The organism is Streptomyces racemochromogenes, assembly GCF_044129415.1.
GTDB lineage: Bacteria > Actinomycetota > Actinomycetes > Streptomycetales > Streptomycetaceae > Streptomyces > Streptomyces racemochromogenes_A.
On the sequence record NZ_JBBDHD010000117.1, the window covers coordinates 1 to 20,401 of the forward strand.

17 protein-coding genes are annotated in these 20,401 nt (G+C 69.1%); 8 read left to right on the forward strand and 9 right to left on the reverse strand.

From position 1 onward, the window contains the following. Positions 1-326: 326 nt before the first annotated feature. From WDV06_RS29865 to WDV06_RS29880, 4 genes are all read right to left on the reverse strand, one after another. Entirely contained in the window at positions 327-536 is a 210-nt protein-coding gene (locus WDV06_RS29865; protein ID WP_395512918.1) for a multicopper oxidase domain-containing protein, read from the reverse strand. Between the two features lie 472 nt (positions 537-1,008). Beyond that, entirely contained in the window at positions 1,009-2,217 is a 1,209-nt protein-coding gene (locus tag WDV06_RS29870; protein WP_395512919.1) for an IS701 family transposase, read from the reverse strand. A gap of 2,911 nt (positions 2,218-5,128) precedes the next feature. Continuing rightward, complete coding sequence (locus WDV06_RS29875) at positions 5,129-5,329, reverse strand: hypothetical protein (RefSeq protein ID WP_395512920.1); 201 nt, start codon at positions 5,327-5,329, stop codon at positions 5,129-5,131. A gap of 721 nt (positions 5,330-6,050) precedes the next feature. Then, positions 6,051-6,263 (reverse strand): restriction endonuclease, encoded by a 213-nt coding sequence (locus WDV06_RS29880; RefSeq protein WP_395512921.1) that lies wholly within the window; start codon positions 6,261-6,263, stop codon positions 6,051-6,053. A gap of 537 nt (positions 6,264-6,800) precedes the next feature. Between WDV06_RS29880 and WDV06_RS29885 the strand changes: the two genes are divergently transcribed. After that, positions 6,801-7,448 (forward strand): DUF6461 domain-containing protein, encoded by a 648-nt coding sequence (locus WDV06_RS29885; protein ID WP_395512922.1) that lies wholly within the window; start codon positions 6,801-6,803, stop codon positions 7,446-7,448. 148 nt (positions 7,449-7,596) lie between these two features. Here WDV06_RS29885 and WDV06_RS29890 read toward each other — a convergent pair whose 3' ends face one another. Then, positions 7,597-8,370, reverse strand: coding sequence for a hypothetical protein (locus tag WDV06_RS29890; protein WP_395512923.1), 774 nt, complete (start codon positions 8,368-8,370; stop codon positions 7,597-7,599). A gap of 105 nt (positions 8,371-8,475) precedes the next feature. Then, positions 8,476-9,066 (reverse strand): telomere-protecting terminal protein Tpg, encoded by a 591-nt coding sequence (gene tpg / locus WDV06_RS29895; protein ID WP_395512924.1) that lies wholly within the window; start codon positions 9,064-9,066, stop codon positions 8,476-8,478. A 149-nt stretch (positions 9,067-9,215) separates the two neighbouring features. On the opposite strand from tpg (WDV06_RS29895), the gene WDV06_RS29900 reads away from it, so the two are divergent. Beyond that, complete coding sequence (locus WDV06_RS29900; protein WP_395512925.1) at positions 9,216-9,641, forward strand: hypothetical protein; 426 nt, start codon at positions 9,216-9,218, stop codon at positions 9,639-9,641. A gap of 356 nt (positions 9,642-9,997) precedes the next feature. Then, positions 9,998-10,318 carry a hypothetical protein gene (locus WDV06_RS29905; RefSeq protein WP_395512926.1) on the forward strand — a complete coding sequence of 107 codons (321 nt, stop codon included), beginning with the start codon at positions 9,998-10,000 and terminating at the stop codon, positions 10,316-10,318. A 120-nt stretch (positions 10,319-10,438) separates the two neighbouring features. Here WDV06_RS29905 and WDV06_RS29910 read toward each other — a convergent pair whose 3' ends face one another. Continuing rightward, positions 10,439-11,347, reverse strand: a complete 909-nt coding sequence (locus WDV06_RS29910) for a hypothetical protein (RefSeq protein ID WP_395512927.1) — start codon at positions 11,345-11,347, stop codon at positions 10,439-10,441. Between the two features lie 253 nt (positions 11,348-11,600). On the opposite strand from WDV06_RS29910, the gene WDV06_RS29915 reads away from it, so the two are divergent. Further along, positions 11,601-12,200 (forward strand): hypothetical protein, encoded by a 600-nt coding sequence (locus WDV06_RS29915; protein WP_395512928.1) that lies wholly within the window; start codon positions 11,601-11,603, stop codon positions 12,198-12,200. Between the two features lie 166 nt (positions 12,201-12,366). Here the strand turns inward: WDV06_RS29915 and WDV06_RS29920 are convergent, their stop codons facing one another. Then, positions 12,367-16,260, reverse strand: a complete 3,894-nt coding sequence (locus WDV06_RS29920) for an NACHT domain-containing protein (protein ID WP_395512929.1) — start codon at positions 16,258-16,260, stop codon at positions 12,367-12,369. A gap of 245 nt (positions 16,261-16,505) precedes the next feature. Here WDV06_RS29920 and WDV06_RS29925 point away from each other — a divergent pair, with 245 nt between their 5' ends. After that, on the forward strand, positions 16,506-16,769 hold the full coding sequence (locus tag WDV06_RS29925; RefSeq protein WP_395512930.1) for a hypothetical protein: 264 nt from the start codon (positions 16,506-16,508) through the stop codon (positions 16,767-16,769). 203 nt (positions 16,770-16,972) lie between these two features. Here the strand turns inward: WDV06_RS29925 and tpg (WDV06_RS29930) are convergent, their stop codons facing one another. Continuing rightward, positions 16,973-17,326, reverse strand: coding sequence for a telomere-protecting terminal protein Tpg (gene tpg, locus WDV06_RS29930; protein ID WP_395512934.1), 354 nt, complete (start codon positions 17,324-17,326; stop codon positions 16,973-16,975). Between the two features lie 36 nt (positions 17,327-17,362). On the opposite strand from tpg (WDV06_RS29930), the gene WDV06_RS29935 reads away from it, so the two are divergent. The 3 genes from WDV06_RS29935 to WDV06_RS29945 all read left to right on the forward strand — a co-directional run bounded on the left by WDV06_RS29935 (position 17,363) and on the right by WDV06_RS29945 (position 19,851). After that, positions 17,363-18,238 carry an IS5 family transposase gene (locus tag WDV06_RS29935; RefSeq protein ID WP_395512931.1) on the forward strand — a complete coding sequence of 292 codons (876 nt, stop codon included), beginning with the start codon at positions 17,363-17,365 and terminating at the stop codon, positions 18,236-18,238. A gap of 27 nt (positions 18,239-18,265) precedes the next feature. After that, positions 18,266-18,547, forward strand: coding sequence for a hypothetical protein (locus tag WDV06_RS29940; protein ID WP_395512932.1), 282 nt, complete (start codon positions 18,266-18,268; stop codon positions 18,545-18,547). A gap of 911 nt (positions 18,548-19,458) precedes the next feature. After that, positions 19,459-19,851 (forward strand): hypothetical protein, encoded by a 393-nt coding sequence (locus WDV06_RS29945; protein ID WP_395512933.1) that lies wholly within the window; start codon positions 19,459-19,461, stop codon positions 19,849-19,851. Positions 19,852-20,401 lie beyond the last annotated feature (550 nt).

Sequence of the window (20,401 nt, forward strand, 5' to 3'; positions counted from 1 at the left end):
CGCGGGGGGGGGGGGGGGGGGGGGGGGGGGGGGGGGGGGGGGGGGGGGGGGGCGCCGCGCGGGGGGGGGGGGCGCGCGGCGCGGCCCCCCCCCCCCCCCCCCCCACCGCCTTGTGTCCACCCCACCATCGCCCGCACCGCTGGCGCCAGCGCGGCCGCCGGCTGGCGCGGGGCGGCTCCGGCCACGTACCAGACGGCGCTCGGTCCCCTTTCGGGGGCCCGAGCGCCGTTGTCCGTCGCCGGGCACCGATCAGCCGTCACCGGGCTTAGGGGATCCCGGATCGTTCCACGTTTGCCTCGGGGCCGATGCGCGGCCTTGGCCGGGACTCAGGTGACTTGAATGTTGGCCATCATGGCCATGTCCTCGTGTTCGAGGTTGTGGCAGTGGATCATGTAGCGGCCTCGGTAGCCGGTGAAGCGGACGAGGGCTTCCACGGTCCCGTAGGGGCGTACGTCTACGGTGTCCTTCCAGCCGCTGTCCTTGGGCTGGGGTGGGCGGTTGCCCCGGGCGGTGACCTGGAGCTGGGCGCAGCGCATCTCTAAGATCGCCGAGACGGAATCCGGACTTCCCCCCGATCACGCCGGTAGGCAAGTCGAAGGCTGTGGACTATAGGGCGGCTCGCCCGTACTTCGCGGGACGAAAGAGCCGACAAGGGCAGCGCACGGATCTGAAGCCGCGCGACGCCGAGCAGATCACGCGCGCCCCGGGGTGCAAGTGCGGGCGCGGAGTGGTCTTCTCGGCGCTGCCTCTGAGTTGGCGTACTCGGCCTGGAGGGTCAGACTGGAAACGGGGCCAGCCCAAGTACGTTCAGTAATCGGGCGACCCTCCGCCACGATGCAGGGCGCCGAACGGCGCGGGCTTGACCGGAAAGATCCGAAAGAGGCGACCTAGTAGTGCTTTGTTAGCTGGTGTCGTAGGGCTGCCATGAGACGGCTTGTTGGCAGGTGGGGCAGGTGCCGGTCCAGGTGGCGATGAGGTGTTGGAGGAGGTCCAGGGCCTGGTAGAGGGTCAGGCCCTGGCAGGGGCTTCTGGGCTGCTCCGCTGTTCGGTCAGGAACAGGTGGGCGGCGGTGACGAGGGTGACGTGCCGGTGCCAGCCGCTGAACGAGCGGCCCTCGAAGTGGTCCAGGCCCAGAGCGGTTTTCAGCTCGCGGTAGTCGTGCTCGATCCGCCAGCGGGCTTTCGCCAGACGGACCAGGTCCTTGGCGGGGATGTCGGCGGGCAGGTTCGAGATCCAGTACTTCACCGGTTCGGCCTCGCCCTCGGGCCACTGCGCGATCAGCCAGACCAGCGGGATCGTTCCGTCCTCGGCCGGCTTGGGCCGCCGGCCGGCGAGACGGACTCGCAGGAGCACGAAGTGCGAGCTCATGGCCGCTTTCGAGCCCTTGCGCCAGGTCACAGTCCGGCCGCTCCTGCGGCCGGCGGCCAGCACGTGGTCGCGCAACGCGGCAGGTCGGGTGCGGTAACGGGGCAGCGGCCTCGGGCCGAGCCCGCAGTAGGCGGGCTGATGCGGCACCGCTTCCTCGCCATGGGCGGTCATCTCGGCCTTGGCCTGCAGGACGTAGGCCAGCCCGCGGTCTTCCAGGCCGTGGCGGAAGTCGGCGTTCGCGCCGTAGCCGGTGTCCGCGACCAGCACGGCAGGCCGCAGGCCGATGCCGGCCAGCTCATCGAGCATGTCCAGGGCGAGCTGCCACTTCGGGCGGTGACGCTCGGTGGCGGGGATCCGGCAGGCTGCCCGGCGGTCGGCGGCCTGCGGCCCGTCCCAGGAGGCGGGCAGGAACAGGCGCCAGGACAGCGGGCACGAAGCCGTGTCCGAGGCGGCGTGGACGCTGACGCCGATCTGGCAGTTGCCGACCTTGCCCAGCGTGCCCGAGTACTGCCGGGCCACCCCCGGCGAGGCCTTGCCATCCTTGGGGAAACCGGTGTCGTCCACCACCCACACCTGCGGCCGCACCACCCGCACGGCCCGCCACGCCAGCCGGCCCCGCACCTCGGCGACCGGCCAGGTCGAGGACGTCATGAACTGCTGCAACCGCTGATGGTCCACACCGAGCCGCTCAGCCATCGGCTGCATCGACTTACGCCGGCCGTCCAGCAACAGACCCCGCACATACAGGGCGCCCTTCTCCAGCCAGTCCCGCCGCACCAACGGCGCGAACACCTCGGAGGTGAACTCCTCCAACCGACCCCGAACCACGGCAAGCTCCCCAGCCCTCATACAGCCAGCGAACTACCAGACACCCGACGTGACAAGACCGGCTAACAAAGCACTACTAGGCGTCGCCGCAAGCTCCTGTGTGCGGTGACCCATGCGGGGCGTGCTGGGGAAACTGCCGACCAGCTCGCAGAAGTAGCAATCCCTGTCTAACGAAGGCGTACCGCGATGTCTGATATGCAATCGGCGGGGCTTCCGTGCCCGCTCTGTAAGCGATATGTAGAGCCCGGCGATATGAGCGGCCTTGCCGGGCACCTTCGGAAGGATTGCGACTCGATCAGCCGAGGCGGCGCACCTGTCCAACGCGAGAGCTCCGAGTGCCCCCTGCTCATCATCGACGTGGCAGTAGGAGGCGGTGGGTACGGGTTCTGGGGGCTTATTGGCAGGAATGACGACAATTGTATCTATGAGTTTATCGGCACTTGACCACGGCGCTTCGGCGTGAACGGCCGGCCGATCGAGTGGTGGAAGAAGTCGAAGCCCTGGCGACCCTGTGAAGCTCCAGAACGGGCCGTGAAGAACGCGGCCAAGCTGCCGCCGCCGAGGCGCCGGCCGTCGAGTAGCGTGCATAGCGCGGAGCCCCCGTTCCTGGAATCTTGCGGTCCTTGCGCGACCGTGCGGATCTATGCCGTTCTTGCAGGTCAGAGGACATATGCTGTGCCTGACCGGTCCGGCTCTTGCCGACCTCTCCCCGCCCTTGTGTCCCCTTGGCGTCCCCTGCCAAGGGATCAGGTCAAGCCCAGGTCAGTTTTCAGGACATCACCGCGCCGCGGGATACGCGAGCACGCCACACAGATATGCCATGTCACCAGTGGCAGTCACACACCTCCAGTAAGACAATGGACTCAAGCGGGGCGTATTCTATCGCCCAACGCTCCTGACGCATCCTTAGAAGGCGTCATCTACCCGACAGGAATCCTCTGATCACCCTTCCCCAGCAGTCCGGGATAGCTTTGCTTGGAGGCGCTTCGGCCATGCCCCCGACCACTCACGAAGATCCCCCACCGCATCTCACTGAGGCTCAGCGCGAAGCGTTCAGACAGAATGCATCGGACTTCGCCGAATTGGAGAAGCACACCCTCGCAGTACGCGAGGCTGCCAGCACTCGCCTGCGAGACGCGGACTGGGACCCCGGCGGCAACTCCCCGTGCTTCCTCTGCACCTGCGCCGACTACCTTGGCGACGGAGGACTGTGCGAACGAGAGTTCTGCCGACACCACCTGACCAGTCACGGCTGATTGGCTCGCGCACTCTTCCGGCGCCGTCACCATGGGGCACCTCCCAGCCGTAGATACATCACACATGTGGCACGGGCGTCACCGAGGACAGGAAATAGGGCCCCAGAAGAAGCCGCTGCTCGAAGTGGCGAAGCCCAACCGGAAAGGCGTGATAAGAATGCCTGCCGACCCACAGAAGACCGGGACTCTGAAGAATATCCCGACCGAGATTATCGCCGAGCTAGATGATGCTGAGGCGCGTCTTCGAGAGGTAAAAATCAAGGCCCGCCAAGTGATGGGTGATGACCACTTTGAAGACGGGCACTGCCTCAGGTGCTCGTGCCCTTGCTACAAGCCTCCTCCCCCCAATCCACCGCCCCATACAGACAAGTGCTTTCGTGAGCACTGCGGCCACCCGTACACGTCGCACGAAATCGAATAGCGCCTGCCGCCACATGCACAGCTCGAAAACCAGAAGTGACCGTCACAGCATCTGCCGCGGGAGTGCTGGACCAGCCCCAATCAGGGGCAAGCACCAACTCTTGAGCAGCGGATTATGAGTCCGCTCCTCGTCCGTTGCCCGCTTCCATGGCGGCGATGAACACGAGCGGGTCCTCGGGTCTGCTGCTCGACGAAGGGCTCGGCGCCGATGCCGGCACTCGGCTTCCGCTCCTGACCCACTCCGAGGCGGCCGCGGTCGTGGCGCTTCGGGTTCCTGGCGGACGGCGCCGACGAGGAGGTCCGGCTGTTGGTCGCGGAGGTGCGGCACCGTCTCGGCAGTCGGCTCCCCTCGCCGTAGCGGCGGCCGGCCGGGGCTATCGCTCGCCGCTGTCGAACCGCCCTGCGCCAGGCGCCGCTCGACCGCGGCCAGCCCGGCCAGGACGGCGGCCTGCATCTCCGGGTCGACCACGGCCTCTGCGGCCAGGACGGCCACCCCATCAAGGTCCCCGGCGAGCTCCGGGCCGAGGTAGGTGGAGTAGTCCGCAGCGTCCCGGAGGAGTCCGGGCCAGTCGATGTTGTCCCAGTCGGCTGCGGCCGTCAGATCGAGGGTGCGTGGGATAGGGATGGCCAGGGCCCATCCACCCCGCAAGGTGGCTGCCCAGCGCCTGCGGGTAGGGGCGGAAGTCGACGACCTCGCCGCAGGTCGAGCCGGGCTCGCCCGGGGTGTACCGGCCGGCCCAGATGGCGCGGTCTTCTGTCCTGTGGCGGGCGCAGGTGTGCGCGGTGGTGAGCTGCTGTCCCCGGCGCTGGTGGATCAGAGTGTTCACGGCGGGCTGGTGGCAGATGCGGGTGGTGCGGGTGATCGGCTCAAGGCCGGTGCCCTGGCCGCGCCGGAGGTCCCCGCCCCGCCCGCCCCGCAACGGCACCTATCCGCCGTGCCTACGCGTCGCAGCGCTTGACCGACCGCCCGGCCGGGCGGCCGCCCGGGTGACATGAAAGTGGCGCCGCCCCCTTCGACGGAGCGCGGCGCCGCTTTCGTGTGCAAGGTGCCCGTCGTGCAGCAGCCGAACGACCGTTTGCTGCACAGCGTGCTGCCCCAGGGCAGCACGGCCTGCTACCCGAGCAGCACCCTTGCGGCGCCTGGGGTCGGCCTCCGAATGTCATCGCTCTCCGGCACCCCGGATCACCGGTAGCAGCTGCTCAGGCTTCGACGTACGCCACGATCGTGATGGTCCTCAGGGCGGTGACGAAGTAGATCACGCGGACTCCGTCGACCTCGTCCGCGTAGTCGCGCGCAGGGTGCCGGGCACCTCGGTGCCGAGCTCCGGGTTGACGCTGATGGCGACGATCGCGCGGTCCAGGCGGTGCGTCTCGCTCGCGGTGAGCTTCGCCAGCTGGGTGAGCGCGGGCTCCACCAGGACGACCTGAGAGCGACGCGCGCCGTGCTCAGGCGACACGGGGCTGCTCGTCCGCGAGGCGGGCAAGGTGGGCGTCGCGGGCGGTTTCCCACGGCACGCCGGACTCGGGCGAGGGGTAGCCGTTGGCGGCGATGTCCTCCAGGACCGAGGCGAGGACGTCGACCTTCGCGGCTGGTCGGCCGCGTACGCGCGGACCGCGTCGGCGGCGTGCTCGTCGAGGGGCTGGCGGGCGGGCGCGGGGACCGGCTGCTGGCTCATCCGGGGCTCCTGGGCTTCTGTCTGGCGTGTGTCACCACGGTAGCGCCGGTCCGGGGCGTTCCGGGGTGGTACCCACAGACGGCGAGCACCGGAGGACGTCGCCTACTCGGGCTGCTGAGGAAGCGCAGTTCCCTGAGCTCGCCAGTGGCCAAGCCACTCGCCAAGTTCCGCAGCGGTGTAGAGATGCCCCAATCCATCTCTGCTGCGGGGTAGCGGGACGCCACGCCGCTGTGAGCGCAGTAGGTACTGCCGCATCGTGGCTGGCTTCCAGGGCACCAGCCCAGCGTCGTAGGCCTCCGCAAGCGAGTAGACGGATTCGCTCGAACCGGCAGGCTCTCCAGATTGAACATCGGAAAGGGCGGGAGGGGCAGTGCTGCCCTTGATTCCGAGCAACTCCCAGATGGGTCGGTCGCCCGCGATCCAGTCCTCCAACAGGAGGCGGTCGACAATCGCGAGCCTCTGAGACTTGGCGAAGTCGCGGGCCCGCTTGCTGACTGCTCCGTTACACGACGACATTGCCTCTATGTACCGGGCGGCCGGTTCCGTTGAGGACCTGGAACTCTTGAACCCCGACCACCTTTCCGCCCAGCCCTTGCTTGCGATGCTTGCACTGAATGATCCAGAGCTGCCCGGCAGGATCCCTTGCCACAACATCTGCCCCGTTGTCTCCTGCTCCACCGACTCTCCGCACGTTGGTCGCGCCATCGCGGACCATCAGGTCGCGAACTAGGTACTCGAACTCTCGGTGGTTCAGCCCATCAACGCGTGCAGGGGAGCAACACGAACGCTGGCACTTGAGGGCTGCAGCCTGACTGGCGTTTTTGATGTCGCGTTGCTAGCAGCCAGCCAGCGGTTGCCGACGCTAAAAGCATGAGCGGCAAAAACCACAGAAAGGCTGGCGGGGCAGCGAAGGCGGCATACATGGCGACACGATCTCAGGTAGGACTGACACCGTCGGGAGCTTCCGGAGGTCTGCACTTCAGAGCCCTGGAGCTGACCGAGGCATCGGTAAGCAGGTCCTCGCAGCGGTGGCCGATCTTGCTGTGCTCGCTCTAGGTGGCCACCACCATGGCTTTGTTGGCGAGTCTCAGGAACGTTTGTTGCTCAGCGCCAGGAATGCCTCGTCCCACGACAGAGTGCTGTCGCCGAGTTTCAAGAACGCCCCGGTGCTTGACTCGGGGTATGGGTCTGGTCTGCACGACGAGCGTGACGGATGGGGGCGCTGTCAGAGGCAGCGGCCAGGATGGCGGTCATGACACACGAAACGGCCTGGCTTGCTGCCCCCCAATCCATTGCCTTCGGGGGCTACCGCGTGGTGCTCGCCCGCGGGCTGTCGCCCGAGGAGCTCGCCGACCGCCTCGCGGCGACCGTACTGTACGACGCCGAGCACATCGCCGTGGCGGCCGGGGAGCACACCGGGGATTCCTTTCTGGAACTCATGGACGACACCTACGGCGATCCCTTCGACGGCATCGGCCTGCGCCTCGGAAGCGCCGGGGAGTGGACATACGCGGTCGCGTACGGCGGCTGGGCGGGAGAGTTCGGTCCGCTGGCACCGGTCTCGCGTGACGGTGCGCACGTGTGCCTCCTGGAGTACGAGGAGGAGAACGGCAAGCCGGTCCCGCCGCAGTTCGAGTACTTCCACGACGGCCGCCTGCTGAGCGCCTGCAACCTGCATCTCGACGTCTCATGGGGCTACCAGGGGGTCGAGGGCGACCCCGCGACGGCCAGCCGGCTTCAGGAGCTGCTGACGGCTGCCGGCCTGCCGGCCCAGGAGCAGGACGACAGGGAGGTGCACCGCACCGCCCTGGGCATCATCGCGGAGTTCTTCGGGCTTGTGCTGCCCAGGGATCCGATCGTGAGCGGCACCCTGCCGGCGGTCCTGCTGGAACCGGCGTAACCCACAACAGGTGGCTCGGCACACTGCGGAGTGTTCCTACTCCTCGCCTTCATTCGCCGGACCGCTTACCCCGGCGCGTTCTCAGAACGCATCGACAACCGTTCCGGGTTTCCACCCATGCAGCCAACCACCACCTCGTCCGTCGCGCTCATGCCGTGCCGCCCTTCACTGCGGCCATCTTGGCGAGCCACGCAGCGAGCGCGGTCGTGGCGTCCGGGTCGGCCTGGGCGAGGCGCCCGACGAACTCGAGGTCGCCGTCGACCGGGGCGCCGGTGCGGGCGAGGGCCGTGAGCAGCGTGGCGCGGGCTCGCACTGCTGGGGGCAGCAGGGCGGCGGCGGCCGTGCGGATGTCCGCGTCGGCGTAGTGGCCGTGGTGGGCGGCGAGGGCGCGGGCGAGCCAGTCGTCGACCGCCCCGGTGTAGTAGTCGTTGCGGTCGGCCAGGAGCTTGCGGGCGGCTTCGTCCCCAGCCCGGCTCGCCACGGTCCGATCGAGTCGGCCGGCCCCGGCGAGGGCCGCCAGTTCGTCGGCCCGGTCGGCCACCTGCTGCCGTGCCTGGCGGTGCTGCCCCGCGGCTTCTTCGCGGCGCCGGTCTTCGGCGAGCTCCTCCTGGACGACCGCGTCGGCCTCTGGGTCGTAGGGGCCGCCGGTCGTGGCGAGCAGCTGCACGATGCGCCGCCACTCGGTGAGCTCGGCTTCGCGACGGCCGCGGTCGTCGGCCGCCGCTTCGTCGCGGCGGTCCAGGTGCGCGTGGAGTTTGGCCTCCCCGAGTGCCTCCACTGCCTCGCTGGGCGTCATGCCCCACGCGCGGCGCCGCACCGAGGACCGGCCGACCTTCGCGTAGTCGATCGGCGTGCGCGGGGCGCCGGTGCGGCCGCGGGCCTCGGGGACGCGGCGCCGCCGCCACCCGTCGGACGTGTTCATCAGGACTCGCTTTCAGCTCGGATACGGAAATGAGGGGGCCCGGCCGGGAATGCGGCTCGGTGAGCCCGGCTTCACAGGTCTACCGCACGCCCGAAATACGCGCTGCTAAAACGTGATGTTCAACCATTCCACGTCCGCAAATTTCACCTCCAGGCCCGCACGACCGCCACCACCTTGACGGAAATAGGCGTCCGCAACGGCCTCAGCGACCGCGTCATGCAGATCGCTCTCCGTCGCACCATCCTCCCGCGCGGCGATGATGGCAGCCGCGTGGGACGGGCTGACGGCGACCGTGATGTCCCGTACCCGGCCCGCGTCCGAGGTGCCCTCCGGGCCGAGGCCGAAGTACGCCCGGCAGGATATGACCAGCCCGCCCGAGGACGCAGCGCGCTGCCTCGCCTGCGCTCTGACCTGCGGTTGCCACTCCGACTCGGTCTCCTGCACCAGCGCCTCCTGGAGGCGCTTGTTCGGCTTGGTGGAGGCACCCGAGAGGTAGCGCTGCACCGTCTTGCGGGATATGCCCAGCCGCTCCGCCAGGGACTTGGTGGAGCCCTTCTCCTGCGTGCGAAGGAATTTCATCTGGGCTCGCGCGGATTTCGGAGCGGGCCGGGTGAACAGGGCCCGCTCCGCGCGGGCGAAGCCGTCCAGGATCTTGGCGTGGCTCTTGGCCGCACGCTCCACGTCGTCATCAGTCACCTGATCATCAGGCCCGGCCCGGCCTGTGGACAGAGGCCAGGTGACGGGACGCCGTACGACCGGTCTGGCCTGATCAGTTCTCCGGACAGACAGACCACCCCGGCCCTACGGTCACACCAAGACCAGTACCCACCTGCCCAGGAGACGTAGTGATCCCAGCGCAACACCCCTACGAAGCGAACTACAAGCAGGAAGAGGGCGGCCGCACGGTCTACAGGAGCAAGCCCGTCATCGCCTGGGACGACGAGGGCCAAGCGCTCGTCGTCGATGAGCGCAGCGGTCGACTTGTCCCGGCGAACAACGGCCGCACCTTCACCGGGCTCTCGGAAGGCGGGCAGCACCCCGTTGTCGCCGCCATCCCTGGGGGCGGGTGGAGCGCTCGGTACAAGAACCAGGACGGCACGTTCACTGTGGACCCTTTGGTGGCCTGGACCGTCCGAAGCGACGGCACTGTCACCCCCATCGACACCGACGTCACCGGCGTGTGCGAAGCCCCCACCGCCATGGGCAACTTCGATGGCCTCGTTGCCCCCAGAGATGAGACGGGGACGGCACAGCCGGACAGCTTGGCATGACTGGGCCGTTCTTCATCCCAGCCGCCGCCTCCCGCCAGCTGCCCGACGTCATCCGCCGGCGCTTCCGCCGAACGGCGGCCGCGCCTGGCGAGGCGGACCCCGGACCCCCAGTAGCCCGGCCGTCCAATTGCCCGGGGCGCCGCGCGGCAGGCATGCTGCGCGTTCCGGAGGAGAAGGGGTGAGCGTGTCCGAACACGACGACGCGAGCGCGGCGGAGGCGGCGCTCAGGAAGGCCGTGGAGCAGCTGAGCGGACGGCACGGGCGACGGCAGCCAGGCCGTCCAGGGGGCCGTCCAGGCGCTTGCTGGCGGCTCTGGGCAGGCGTGGACGCCCGAGCAGGAGACGCAGATCCGGGCCATGGTGGAGCAGATCCGCAAGCTGCAGGGCCTGAACCGTCCGGGCGCGGGCTGGTGGCGTCAGCGCCGCGTGTGGCGGGCTCGGGAACGGCTGGTCGACATGATGACGGCCGGCGGCCTGGAGCTGCTGAACGAGGCGGAGCTACGGCACTGGAAGAGTCACGCCATGGTGGAGCTGTTCCTGAAGTTCATGGACAGCCCGATGCGGCAGGACGACACGGCGGAGACACTCGCCCGGATCGAGGCGCTGAACGCCGTGACGTACGAGAAGTACCAGCAGGCCAAGAAGGCGCTGGCCGAGGAGAAGGCCGCCGCTGGCTGACGCCCTGGCCGCGGCCTCCCGCCAGCTGCCAGAAGTCATCCGTCAGCGGGCCCGCCGGACACCCGGCGAGCCGTCCTGACGTCCCCGACCGGTGTGGTCACGGCCGGGGGCGTCAGCCCCTCAGCCGCCGGTGCCGCGCCAGGCTTCGGACTCCTCGTCCTCGCTCAACTCGTAGCCCTCGGGGTACGCGGCGTCGGCGCTCTCCCGGGCGGCCTGAGCGGTGGCGCGGACCTCGCGCTGCAGCCGGGTGAGCAGGGCGAGCGCCGGTTCGTGGGTGATCGGGTCGACGATGTCGCGGGTGCGGGCAGCGTCCCAGTCGGCGACCCGAAACGCCGTCTCCACCAGCAGCTGCGCCTCGCCGACGGCGACGCCCACGATGTCGTCACCGTCGGCAGCCGTCGCGATCAGGCGGTTGCGGATCACCCGGGCGTTCTCCCACCCGCGCCAGACGCCTTCCTTCTGGTCCGCGGCGCTGCCCCGGCCTACTTTCTGTGACAGCGGCGGGAAGGCGAGCACCAGCTCGGCAGCGGCCCGCCAGTCCATGGCCCGCGCCTGTACCCGGGTCTCCGCGACGATCCGCGACCGCAGGCTCTCCACCCGCCACGTCCGCGAGCGCGCGTCGCGCTCCAGAGACAGGCAGTCCGGGCACAGCGGCGGCCCGTACCGGGCCGACGGCTTCCAGGACCGGCTGGTGCGCAGCAGTTCCGTGCCGCAGTGGGCGCAGAGGATCCCCGACGGCGCCGGGCCGATCGCGGCGAGCATGTCGTTGAGGTGGAGGCCGGCGGCCTCTGCGAGGGGGCGTCCGTGGATGCCGGGCTGCTGCCAGTACAGGTGCCTGAGCACCCCGACCAGCTCCGGAGCGTGGACGGCATCCACCTCGGCATGCAGTCGCTTCACCTGCTCAAGCACAGCCTGGCGGGTGTGTTCGCGCCGCTGCTCGGCCTCCGCGAGGGCGGCTTCGGCTCCGGTGAAGTCACGGACGGACCGCTCGATGGCGCCCAGAATCTCGTGCAGGCTCTCCTCGCTCATGGCCGAGAGCTTATGCACCAGGGCCGCCGCCTCTTCGGGAGACCCGTGACAGCACGTGGGCGATCGGCGTTGGCACGTCGAGGAGTGAACTCCCCCCCCGGATACGCGGATGAGGCCCGGCGCCGGCGCAGCAGCGCAGGGCCGCTCGGCATCCAGGCACATCCGGCTGCTGATCGGCACGGGATCGTTCGGGTTGTGCGTCAGGTGCGCAACGGACCGGACGCCGGGGCCGGTGTGCGGCCAGCCTGCGGGCATGGACAAGTTGATCGAGCTGGTCAGCACGCTCGCCTCCGGGGCGGTCATCGCCGTTCTGGCGTCGTGGCTGACCAGCCGCGCCCGTAGCCACCAGGAGCGGCAGGCCGAGATCGGAGCCCTGCGGGTGCAGGCAGATGCGATGACGGTGGCGGTGATGGAACTGCAGGGCGCGGCCACCGCCAACCGGCTGCTGTGGGACGGGCCAGCCGAGCGCGCGAGGTCGTTCCTGCTGACCGTACTCGCCTTCGCCGGTGGTGCCGCCCGCGCCCGGATCGCCGGCGGCACCGAGGTGCAGAGCGGACTCGTGGGCTTCGGGCGCGCGGCCGAGTTGCTGAGCCGGGAGCGGGTGGCGAGCAAGCAGACCGTGGCCGCCGTGCGCGAGCCGCTCATCCGGGCCGCCACCGCCGCCGCCCCGCTCATGCGCTCCTCCGACCCGGCCGTCGTCACCGCTACTGAGCAGCTGCTGAACGCACTGTCGGATGTGGAGAACACCGTGCGCCTGGAGGCTGCGCTGGAGGCGTTCGGCCGGGCCGTCAACGTCGCCACCGCGCCGCGGCCGTCCTGGTGGGCACGGCGCCGTGCCGCGCGTACGACCTGACCATGGCGAGCCTTCCAGCATGGATCTGGGGCCGACGTGGTCGAGGTCGTGGACGGCGACGTGGAAGAGGGAAAGCCGAGGTCGCCAGCCCGGTGCGGGCCCTGGGAGGGGTGCCGACGATGGCGTCGGCTCGGGTAGAGCGCTTCGCCTGGCGGACCGGTCAGCGTCACCGCCCCGGGTTCGAGTGCCTGGGCTCAGGACCGGTTCGGAGGAGCTCCGGCCACGGACCTCCACAGCGAATCCGGGCGTAGCGGTGGAGGTGGGAGGTGACCGCGGAGCGCACTCTCGGCGAGAGCGCGGTGTCGCTGCCGAGGTCCTGGTACCAAGACGGGGGCTGCGCGCTGGTGCCGGCGAGCATGGAGAAGGCGGTGACAGCTGCAAGGCCCGTTGCCGGCTCGGCGTGGGCGAGGTCGAGGACGAGCTGTTGGCGCGCGCCTGCGTCCAGGTGCGCCAGGACTGTGCCGAGGATCGGCGGGATGATCTTTGCGAAATGTTCGGTGACGCTATTGCGCCACGAGCCCAGTCGGCGTCCGGCTTCGGCCAGCCCGTATGCGGCCTCGTCGGGGTTGCAAACGGCGAGACGGCCGAGCAGATCGGTGGCCAATCGCGCGTACGAGGCGTCGATCGTGGCCAGGGCGTCTCCTGCGGGGAGGGTGAGGTCGAGCACCGTGTCCACCACGGCCCGGGCCTCCACGGCGGGCAGAGGGCGCTGGCGTACGAGCAGCGTGGCTAGGGCACGGTGCGGCGACGATGCGCCAGCCTTCCGCTCAGGCCGCGTCTCGACGTCCTTGTGGAGCTGCTTGATCATCTCCTCGACGTTGCGCCACTCCCAGGTCGGGTGCTGGGCGGAGTCCTCGATCAGGAGCAGAAGGCTGATGTAGGTGCTATCGCCATTTGCCAAGGCCCTGGCCACCTCGTCGGGGGTCGGCGGTGTCCAGGCCCAGTGCCGGATCAGGGTCCGCCACAGCTGGATCTGGCGTGAGGCGGTAAAGGGCTGGGCCAGGTCCTTCAGCTGGGAGACGCCGAGGGCACGGGTGAGGTTCTTGAGCCGAGGGGCCGCCTGGACGGGCGGGGAGAGACTGGCGGCGCCAGCAGCCTCGATGAGGATGGTGAGCTCGCCCCATTGCCCTTGGTCGAGACCTTCGGTGAGCAGGGCCGCCAGCACGTCGTCGGTCAGGTGGGAACGAAGGCTCTTGCGGATGTCCTCGGCCGACCAGCCGGCAGTCTCGCGGGTGGTGGCGGTGGAAGCGGCCCAGATCTTCACCGCGGCCAGCGCCGGGGCGTGGCCAGCGGCGGCTGCAGGGCCGAGAAGGCCTGTCAGGCCGTCCCGGGTGAGCCACACCGCAGGCTCTGCGTCGGAAGGGAGGAGCGCGGGGAGGCGGTCCGGGGCGAGATTCTTTTCGATGGCCTTGTCAACGGCCTCCGCCAGCCATCTGGCCCGGTTCCGGCTGCCGTCCGGATCCTTGCTCGGGCGGGGAAGGCAAGCCAGCTCGGACCGGCACGTCGCAGCGAGGACGTCTCGGAAGGCCGTAGCCCGCCCGAGAAGGACCGGCACGAGTACATGCGTCAGTACGGCCGCCTGGACGCCGGCGGAGCCCACGTCCAAGAGTTGGGCGATGGCCTGCCGGGCTCGCTCCTCGGTGAGGGAGGCGGTGAGCAGACCAGCTCCGTGGAGCCTGGCCCTGCCCGCTCCCTGGTCGCCGTCCTTCAAGGCCTCGGTGAGGCACTTGGCTGCGGCCTCCTCGGTCTCCGGCTGGGCTCCGGCCCACAGCCGGCCGACCGACTGCTCCAGGTCCGCGATGTCGCCCCGGACCTTAGCGGGACGGTCATCCAGCACGGTCTCGAAGGTCGGTAGTGCGAGCAGCCTCAGACGCGCCCGTCGCCTCGCAGGGGAGCGGTCCACGCTGCGCTCGACCTGGGCGGCAGCCTCGGCGACGATGCCATAGGCGCCGGCTCCGGCCAGGGTCCGGGAGAGGTGGCCCAACCAGCTGATGGACTGGCCGGCGTCGTGCGGGAACAAGGCCGCGAAGAGGGAGAGCCAGTCCAGCTTGTGGGCTTTTAGGAACGGTGGTCCCTGGCCCACCCACCAGGCCAGCCGCTGCTGGTTCGCGTCCGGCCGCGCGGCCTCGTTGTCGCCCTGCCGTGTGCAGAACCGCAGGGCCTCGTCGGGGTGCTGGCTGGCCAGTCGGCCCACGGTAGCGAACAGCATGCGCCTGAGCGGCGGCTGTTGTTCGCTTCGCTCCCACACGATCGTCAGGTCGTCAACCCACCGCCGGGCCGACGGGTGCCTGTGACCGGGAAGCCGTTCCGTGAACCGCTTCAGGGCGTGCGTCGAGGCCTGGCGCAGCGCGTCCCGGGCCGAAGCCACGTCGTCGGCGCCGGGGTCGCGCATGTCGGCGTACCACTCCAGGGCGCGGTCGGCCAGTACCTCGTGCTCTAGCAAGGGGCGCAGCAGGGCGCTTCCGGTTCCCGCATCCGCGCGCCGGATCAGCTGGCCGGCGACCGCGGCCAGGACGAGGTCCTGAGGGTGGACGGTCATGCGGGCAACGAGCTCGGCGCCACGCTCGCTGGTCCGCAGGTACTCGGCTGCCATGAACTCGAAGAAGGTCTGGTGGAAGAACCGCAGCCCGCCTGCGGGCGCGTCTACCAGCAGCCCTCTTCGGCGTAGCTCGGTGAGTTCGGCGTCGATACGCTGGCGGGGAACGCCGGGCAGAAGACGCTCCAGTACGTCCGCTGCCTCCCGGGGCCGATACTCGATGTTGTTCGCGCTGAGCATGTACCGGGCCAGGGCATGGGAGATCGCAGTCAGGTTCCAGTCGGACCGCTCATCGCGCTCACCCCCGCCGGCCCTTTCGTCGCAGAGCACCCGCTTGACGCGCACCCGGTCGAACAGCCCGCCAGCGTCGATCTGCTGCAACGGCGGGTTCGGCGTGTAAAGGTCGAACAGCATGCGCAGGTAGAGCGGGTTGCTGCACACCTCCTTGACGGGAAGGCCCTGGTACACGGCATCCAGGATGTCCTTCGCCAGACGCTTGGCGGCGCCTGCTCCGTTCTGGGAGTCCGGGCAGAACACGGCGGCGTGTCGGCTGACGGCTTGGTTGCGTTCGTCGTCCGAGTACAGCCCGAGGGTTAGCTGCGGCCGGCGGAAGGCCACGGCTTCGGCCACCGAGATGTCTGTCTCCGCGGTGTCTTCGTCGTCGGGTTGAGGCGGGAACTGCAGCTCGACGGCCTCCTCGGGGCGGCAGGTGAGCACCACGGGGACGTCGCGCTCGTCCATGGCCGCCAGCACTTTCTGGACTGCCGCGACGCCTTGGGAATGCGCCACCAGCAGATCCAAGGTGTCGATCAGCACGACCGGGCGGTACTTAAGCTGCTGGGAGCAGGCCACGGCCCTTTCGAGGGCCTCGGCGGTCACCGCGGTCGGGTCCGCGGGCCGGGTGAGCCCGTCGATGAGATAGCTGGCCCGCACGAACAACGGCTTGACGCCGTCGGTTTCCGCCAGCTGACGGTGCAGGCTCCACAGCAGCGATGTCTTCCCGCACCCCGGCTCGCCGGTGACAAGCTGGGCGCTCACCGACGCCCTCGACATGACGGTCTCGAGGATCGACTGCTCGATAGACCGCCGCACGTACAGCTTCTCCAGCGCGACGCTGCCGTGGGCCTTCACACCCTCCTGGGCGACCACCGAGGCGTCCTTGTGCGCCTCCTTGCTCAGCTCCAACAGCCGCTGGTACTCGCCGAACCCGGTGACGTTGTGGGTGTGGATTGTGCTGATCAGCATCAGCTGCCGGGCGATACTCTCGAATCTGTCCCGCTCTGGGCGTAGCCAGTACTGGAAGCGGATTGACGGGTCCTTCATCAGCCCGTCCAGAACCGCTTTCAGCACCTCAGGAGGCGGCACCGATTCGCCGGTGAACCACGCTGAGACCGACGACGTACTCCGGTCAGCCAATCTCGCCACCAGCGTCTGCGGCGGCTTTGGCTGACGGGCCCTCACCGGAAGGCCGAACACGAGCTCCTTCAACAGGTCCGCGAACTCGGCCTTGGTCGCCTTGATCACGTGCCGAACCCCTCCCACCCACGCGCCGTCCCTATGGAGTTCTACCGCACACGTTCTCTCCGTCGCCCCCGCGTCCCGCTGCGCCGGCGCCACCGGATCCGGCCGGACACTGTCTTCATGCCTCCTGACCAGGGGCTTTCCGTTCGGGAGTCCCACCGGATTCCACCGGACAGGGCCGAACACGGGCAGGTTCGAGTCGACGCCAAACGGCGCCGACAACTCAACCACCCGATCGGGGGAGCACGTTGAACACCATCCACCCAGCCGTTGCCGCCACCGCCTGCACTGCACCCAGCCTCGCCAGCCTCGCGCTGAGCTTCCTGCCGTGGGCCCTGCTCGTCATCCTTGCTGGAGTGATCATGGGCGGCGTCATCGGATGGATCAGCCACCGTGCCGGCGACACGCCCTGGGAGGCACTGCGGCAGGGGCTGATGGCCTCCGTGTCCTGGGTCGGTCCTCTACTGGCCGTACTGCTCTTCGTCATCAACCTGGTCAGCCAATGCCGATAGCGCGGACGAGTCGTCCGCGGACCGCCCGGGCCCGCGGACGACTCGTCTCGCTTCTACCAGCAGATGAAGGCGCTTCTCGATGCCTACGCCACCCAGCTCACCCGAGCCGTCGACGCCGCCCGCTCGGGTCTGCCGCACGCTCACTCGCCAACCGAAGCGCTCAGTCACAATGCCGGGGACGAGGCGCTCGTGCGGGAGCCGCCCTACAGCTCGATGTCGAGCCGCTCCACGTCGGTGAACTCCACGCCCAGGCCGTGCGCGCGGGAGTTGTTGGCGCGGAAGTACATCTGGGCGAGGCCGTCGGCGGCGATCTGCCGGAGCTGGTCTTCGCCTGCACCCTGGTCCCGGGCGGTGAACAGCTGGTCGGCGAACTCGGGCGGCAGGGCCTGGGTGATGTCGCGGATCCGGGCGTCGTCGGTCGTGCCCGCGGCCGCGGTGAACCCGAACCGGGCGCGGGTGGAGACGACGATGCCGCCGGTGGTCACGGCCTTCTTCTTCGCCTTGGCGCGGATCTGCGGCTGCCACCGCTTCTTGACTTCGCCCTCTAGGCCGTGTATCGAAAGTGGATCTTGGGCTGTGAATGATCACGGTTCATGGGTCGGGGAGATCTCACGGACGAGCAGTGGGCGGTTCTGGAGCCGTTGTTGCCGAAGGGCACGAAGACGGGGCGACCGCCGGTCTGGCCTCGGCGGCAGTTGATCGACGGCATACGGTTCCGGGTCCGGACCGGTGTGCCGTGGCGAGACATTCCCGCCGAGTACGGACCGTGGAGCCGGGTCTATGACCTGTTCCGCCGATGGCAGCGGAACGGCACCTGGCATCGGATCCTCACCCGGCTCCAGTCCCTGGCCGATGCGAAAGGCAGGATCGTCTGGGACCTGAACGTCGACTCCACGGTCTGCCGCGCCCACCAGCACGCGGCCGGGGCCCGCAAGCAGGGCGATCTGCAGAAGGAACCACCGGGCGGAATCTTCGTCGAGCCTGGTGATCACGCCCTTGGACGCTCGCGCGGCGGCTTCACCACCAAGCTGCACCTGGCCGTCGAGCAGGGCCAGAAGCCCATGTCGATCGTGCTCACGGCGGGACAGTGCGGTGACTCGCCGCAGTTCGAACCTGTGCTGGAGAAGGTCCGCGTGCCCCGCATCGGGCCGGGTCGGCCGCGTGTCCGCCCCAACCGAGTCCGGGCGGACAAGGCGTACGCCTCCCGCAAGAACCGTGCCTACCTGCGCCGCCGCGGAATCCGCTGCACCATCCCCGACAAGGCCGACCAGGCCCGCAACCGCCAGAAGCTCGGCTCCCGTGGCGGTCGGCCGCCACGTTTTGACGCGGCCGACTACCGCGAGCGCCATGCGGTCGAGTGCGGGATCAACCGCCTCAAGAGACACCGTGCCGTCGCCACCCGGTACGACAAGCTCGCCGTCCGCTACGAGGCGACCGTGCTGGTCGCAGTCCTTAACGAGTGGCTGTGACAGGCGCCCTGCTGGGACCATGCGCCGGTGGACTCAGGACTCCCCGCCGGATGGACGATCGAACGCGTGCGCGCTCTTTCCGGAGACTCAAGCGCCGCCCCGCTCTCTCTCGATCGGCTCGTAGTCGTCGAGGTGGCCGGCCAGGGCGACTACGAGCCGCTTCGGCCCGATGTGATTCTCGCGTTCCACGAGTTGTGCCTCGTGAAAGACGACGGTGAGTGGTTCATGGGGCAGCTCGACGATGACGGCTCGGTGATCTGCTGGGCCTCCTACGGATCCGACCTGGCCGAGGCCATCCGCAGTCTCTGAACGACACCCCGCACCTTCAGCCACTTTCGCAACAGGCCCTAGGTCGACAAGGAACGGCTGACCAGGCGCCCATTGAGGACGACCTCCAGCCAGGTGTAGCAGTCACCGGTCCACAGCCCGACCTCCGCCCCACATCGCGCGCAGGCCAGATTTGGTCCCTCATGCCCGGCTGGCCCGCAGCAGCCGCCCCAGCGGCTCATGATCTTCGTGGCACCGACCAGGTCGCCTGGACTCAACAGCAGGTCCACTCCTGGCCCGTGCCCCGCCCGGGACATCCTGAAGCCCTTGGGCAGTACGCCCCAGGTGATCCGTCCTGGCTGTGGATCGCGAGCGAAGGTGCCTGCCGCCATCCTGGGCGGGCAGGGATCCACAGGGGAGTCGAGTGGCGTCCAGACCTCGTCCTCCGCTGGCGGGTTCACCTCGCGTACCGGCGAGGACAACCGGGCGCTGCACACAGCGCAAGAGAAGACCTCGGCGCCAGCAATCCGCATGTCATCCCCTGGCTGTCGGTGCCACCGAAGCTACCCGACCTTGCTGACACACTCCAGCCGCTTCCGATCCGATTGCAACCAGGCACTCACCTTGCCGTTTAGGGTCCGGCGGCCGGCGCCAGCTGCCTGGGGATCCGTGCAGCTGGCATTGTCGCTCGGCAGCGAGTGCCAGGGCATGGATCATTTGAACTGGAGTTCCGGAGTACGAGCCGGTCGACGGACGGCTGGGATGTCGGACCTGCGGAGTCTCCATCTCTGGGCACAGCTGCGCAGGTTGGTTGACTACTGCGCAGTCCCGCTGGTTCGCGACAGCACGGCGGGCCGATGTTCCAGCGGTGCAATCCCTTCCTTCCAAACTCGATCCGCACGCAAGAATGAAGCACTAGCTGGTGGTGTGTACCGGCTGTCTACCATCGTGGAGTGATCGACTTTGCTGGGATGCCTTCTGCGGATTTCCTGAAGGCTTTGAAGCGGGGCACGGACTGCATGTGGCCTCTGGAAGCGGCTGTCTGGCTGCTGGAGCGGACAGGCGTTTGGCTGGAGGATCCGCGGCTGCGTCGGTACGTTGCCGGGGGAGTCCGCGATGAGGACGAGGTGTGGGCTGGCTTCGATGTCCCGAGGCTCCACGCTGCGATCGAGGCAGCGGAACTGGGGGAGCACGGAGAGGAACTCATAGTCCTGTGCTTCGCTCTCAGCCTGTACGGGGACTTCCCTATCTCTCTGCGCTACGACTGCTGGGGTCTGCCCAAGGAGGTTGTGCAACTGATGGGGAAGGCCCTGCTCATAGCGAACGGCTACGCCGAACGTGACTGACCACCCCAGGCCCCACGCTGCTGCCGGCTGCCCGCGTAGCGGGCTGGGCATGGAGGCGGAGCCGGAAGGACCAGGGCGAGGGAGCGAAGCGGACTCGCCCAACGGGCCGCAGGCCCGGACCCCATGAAACGGGGTCATCCCAGCCTGCCAAGCAGGCGGTTCCGGATTACGCTTCGCTCCATCCGGAACTGTTGAGAGCGAAGCGCAGGTCACCGGCCCGAAGGGCTGACCCTGAGCGTAGCGAAGCGCTTCACTGCTCCGGAGCGAAGCGAGGAGCAGGCGCCGAAGGCGCCCCGGCCGAGCGCAGCGAGGCGGGTCTTTCCTGAGCGCGCAGCGCTCAGTCCCTCGGAGCGAAGCGGAGAGGGAGGCCCCGAAGGGACCCCTGGGTGAAGCGAAGCGGAACCCAGGGGTCCGAAGCGAAGCGGAGGACCCCGGCCCGGAGGGCCGGCCCTGGCTCGGCGAAGCCGAGCCCCGCCGAGCGAAGCGAGGCCGGCCTTACCTTCCGCGGGGGGCGCCCGCTAGCTCCGGGGGGAACGCAACCGGGGCCGCG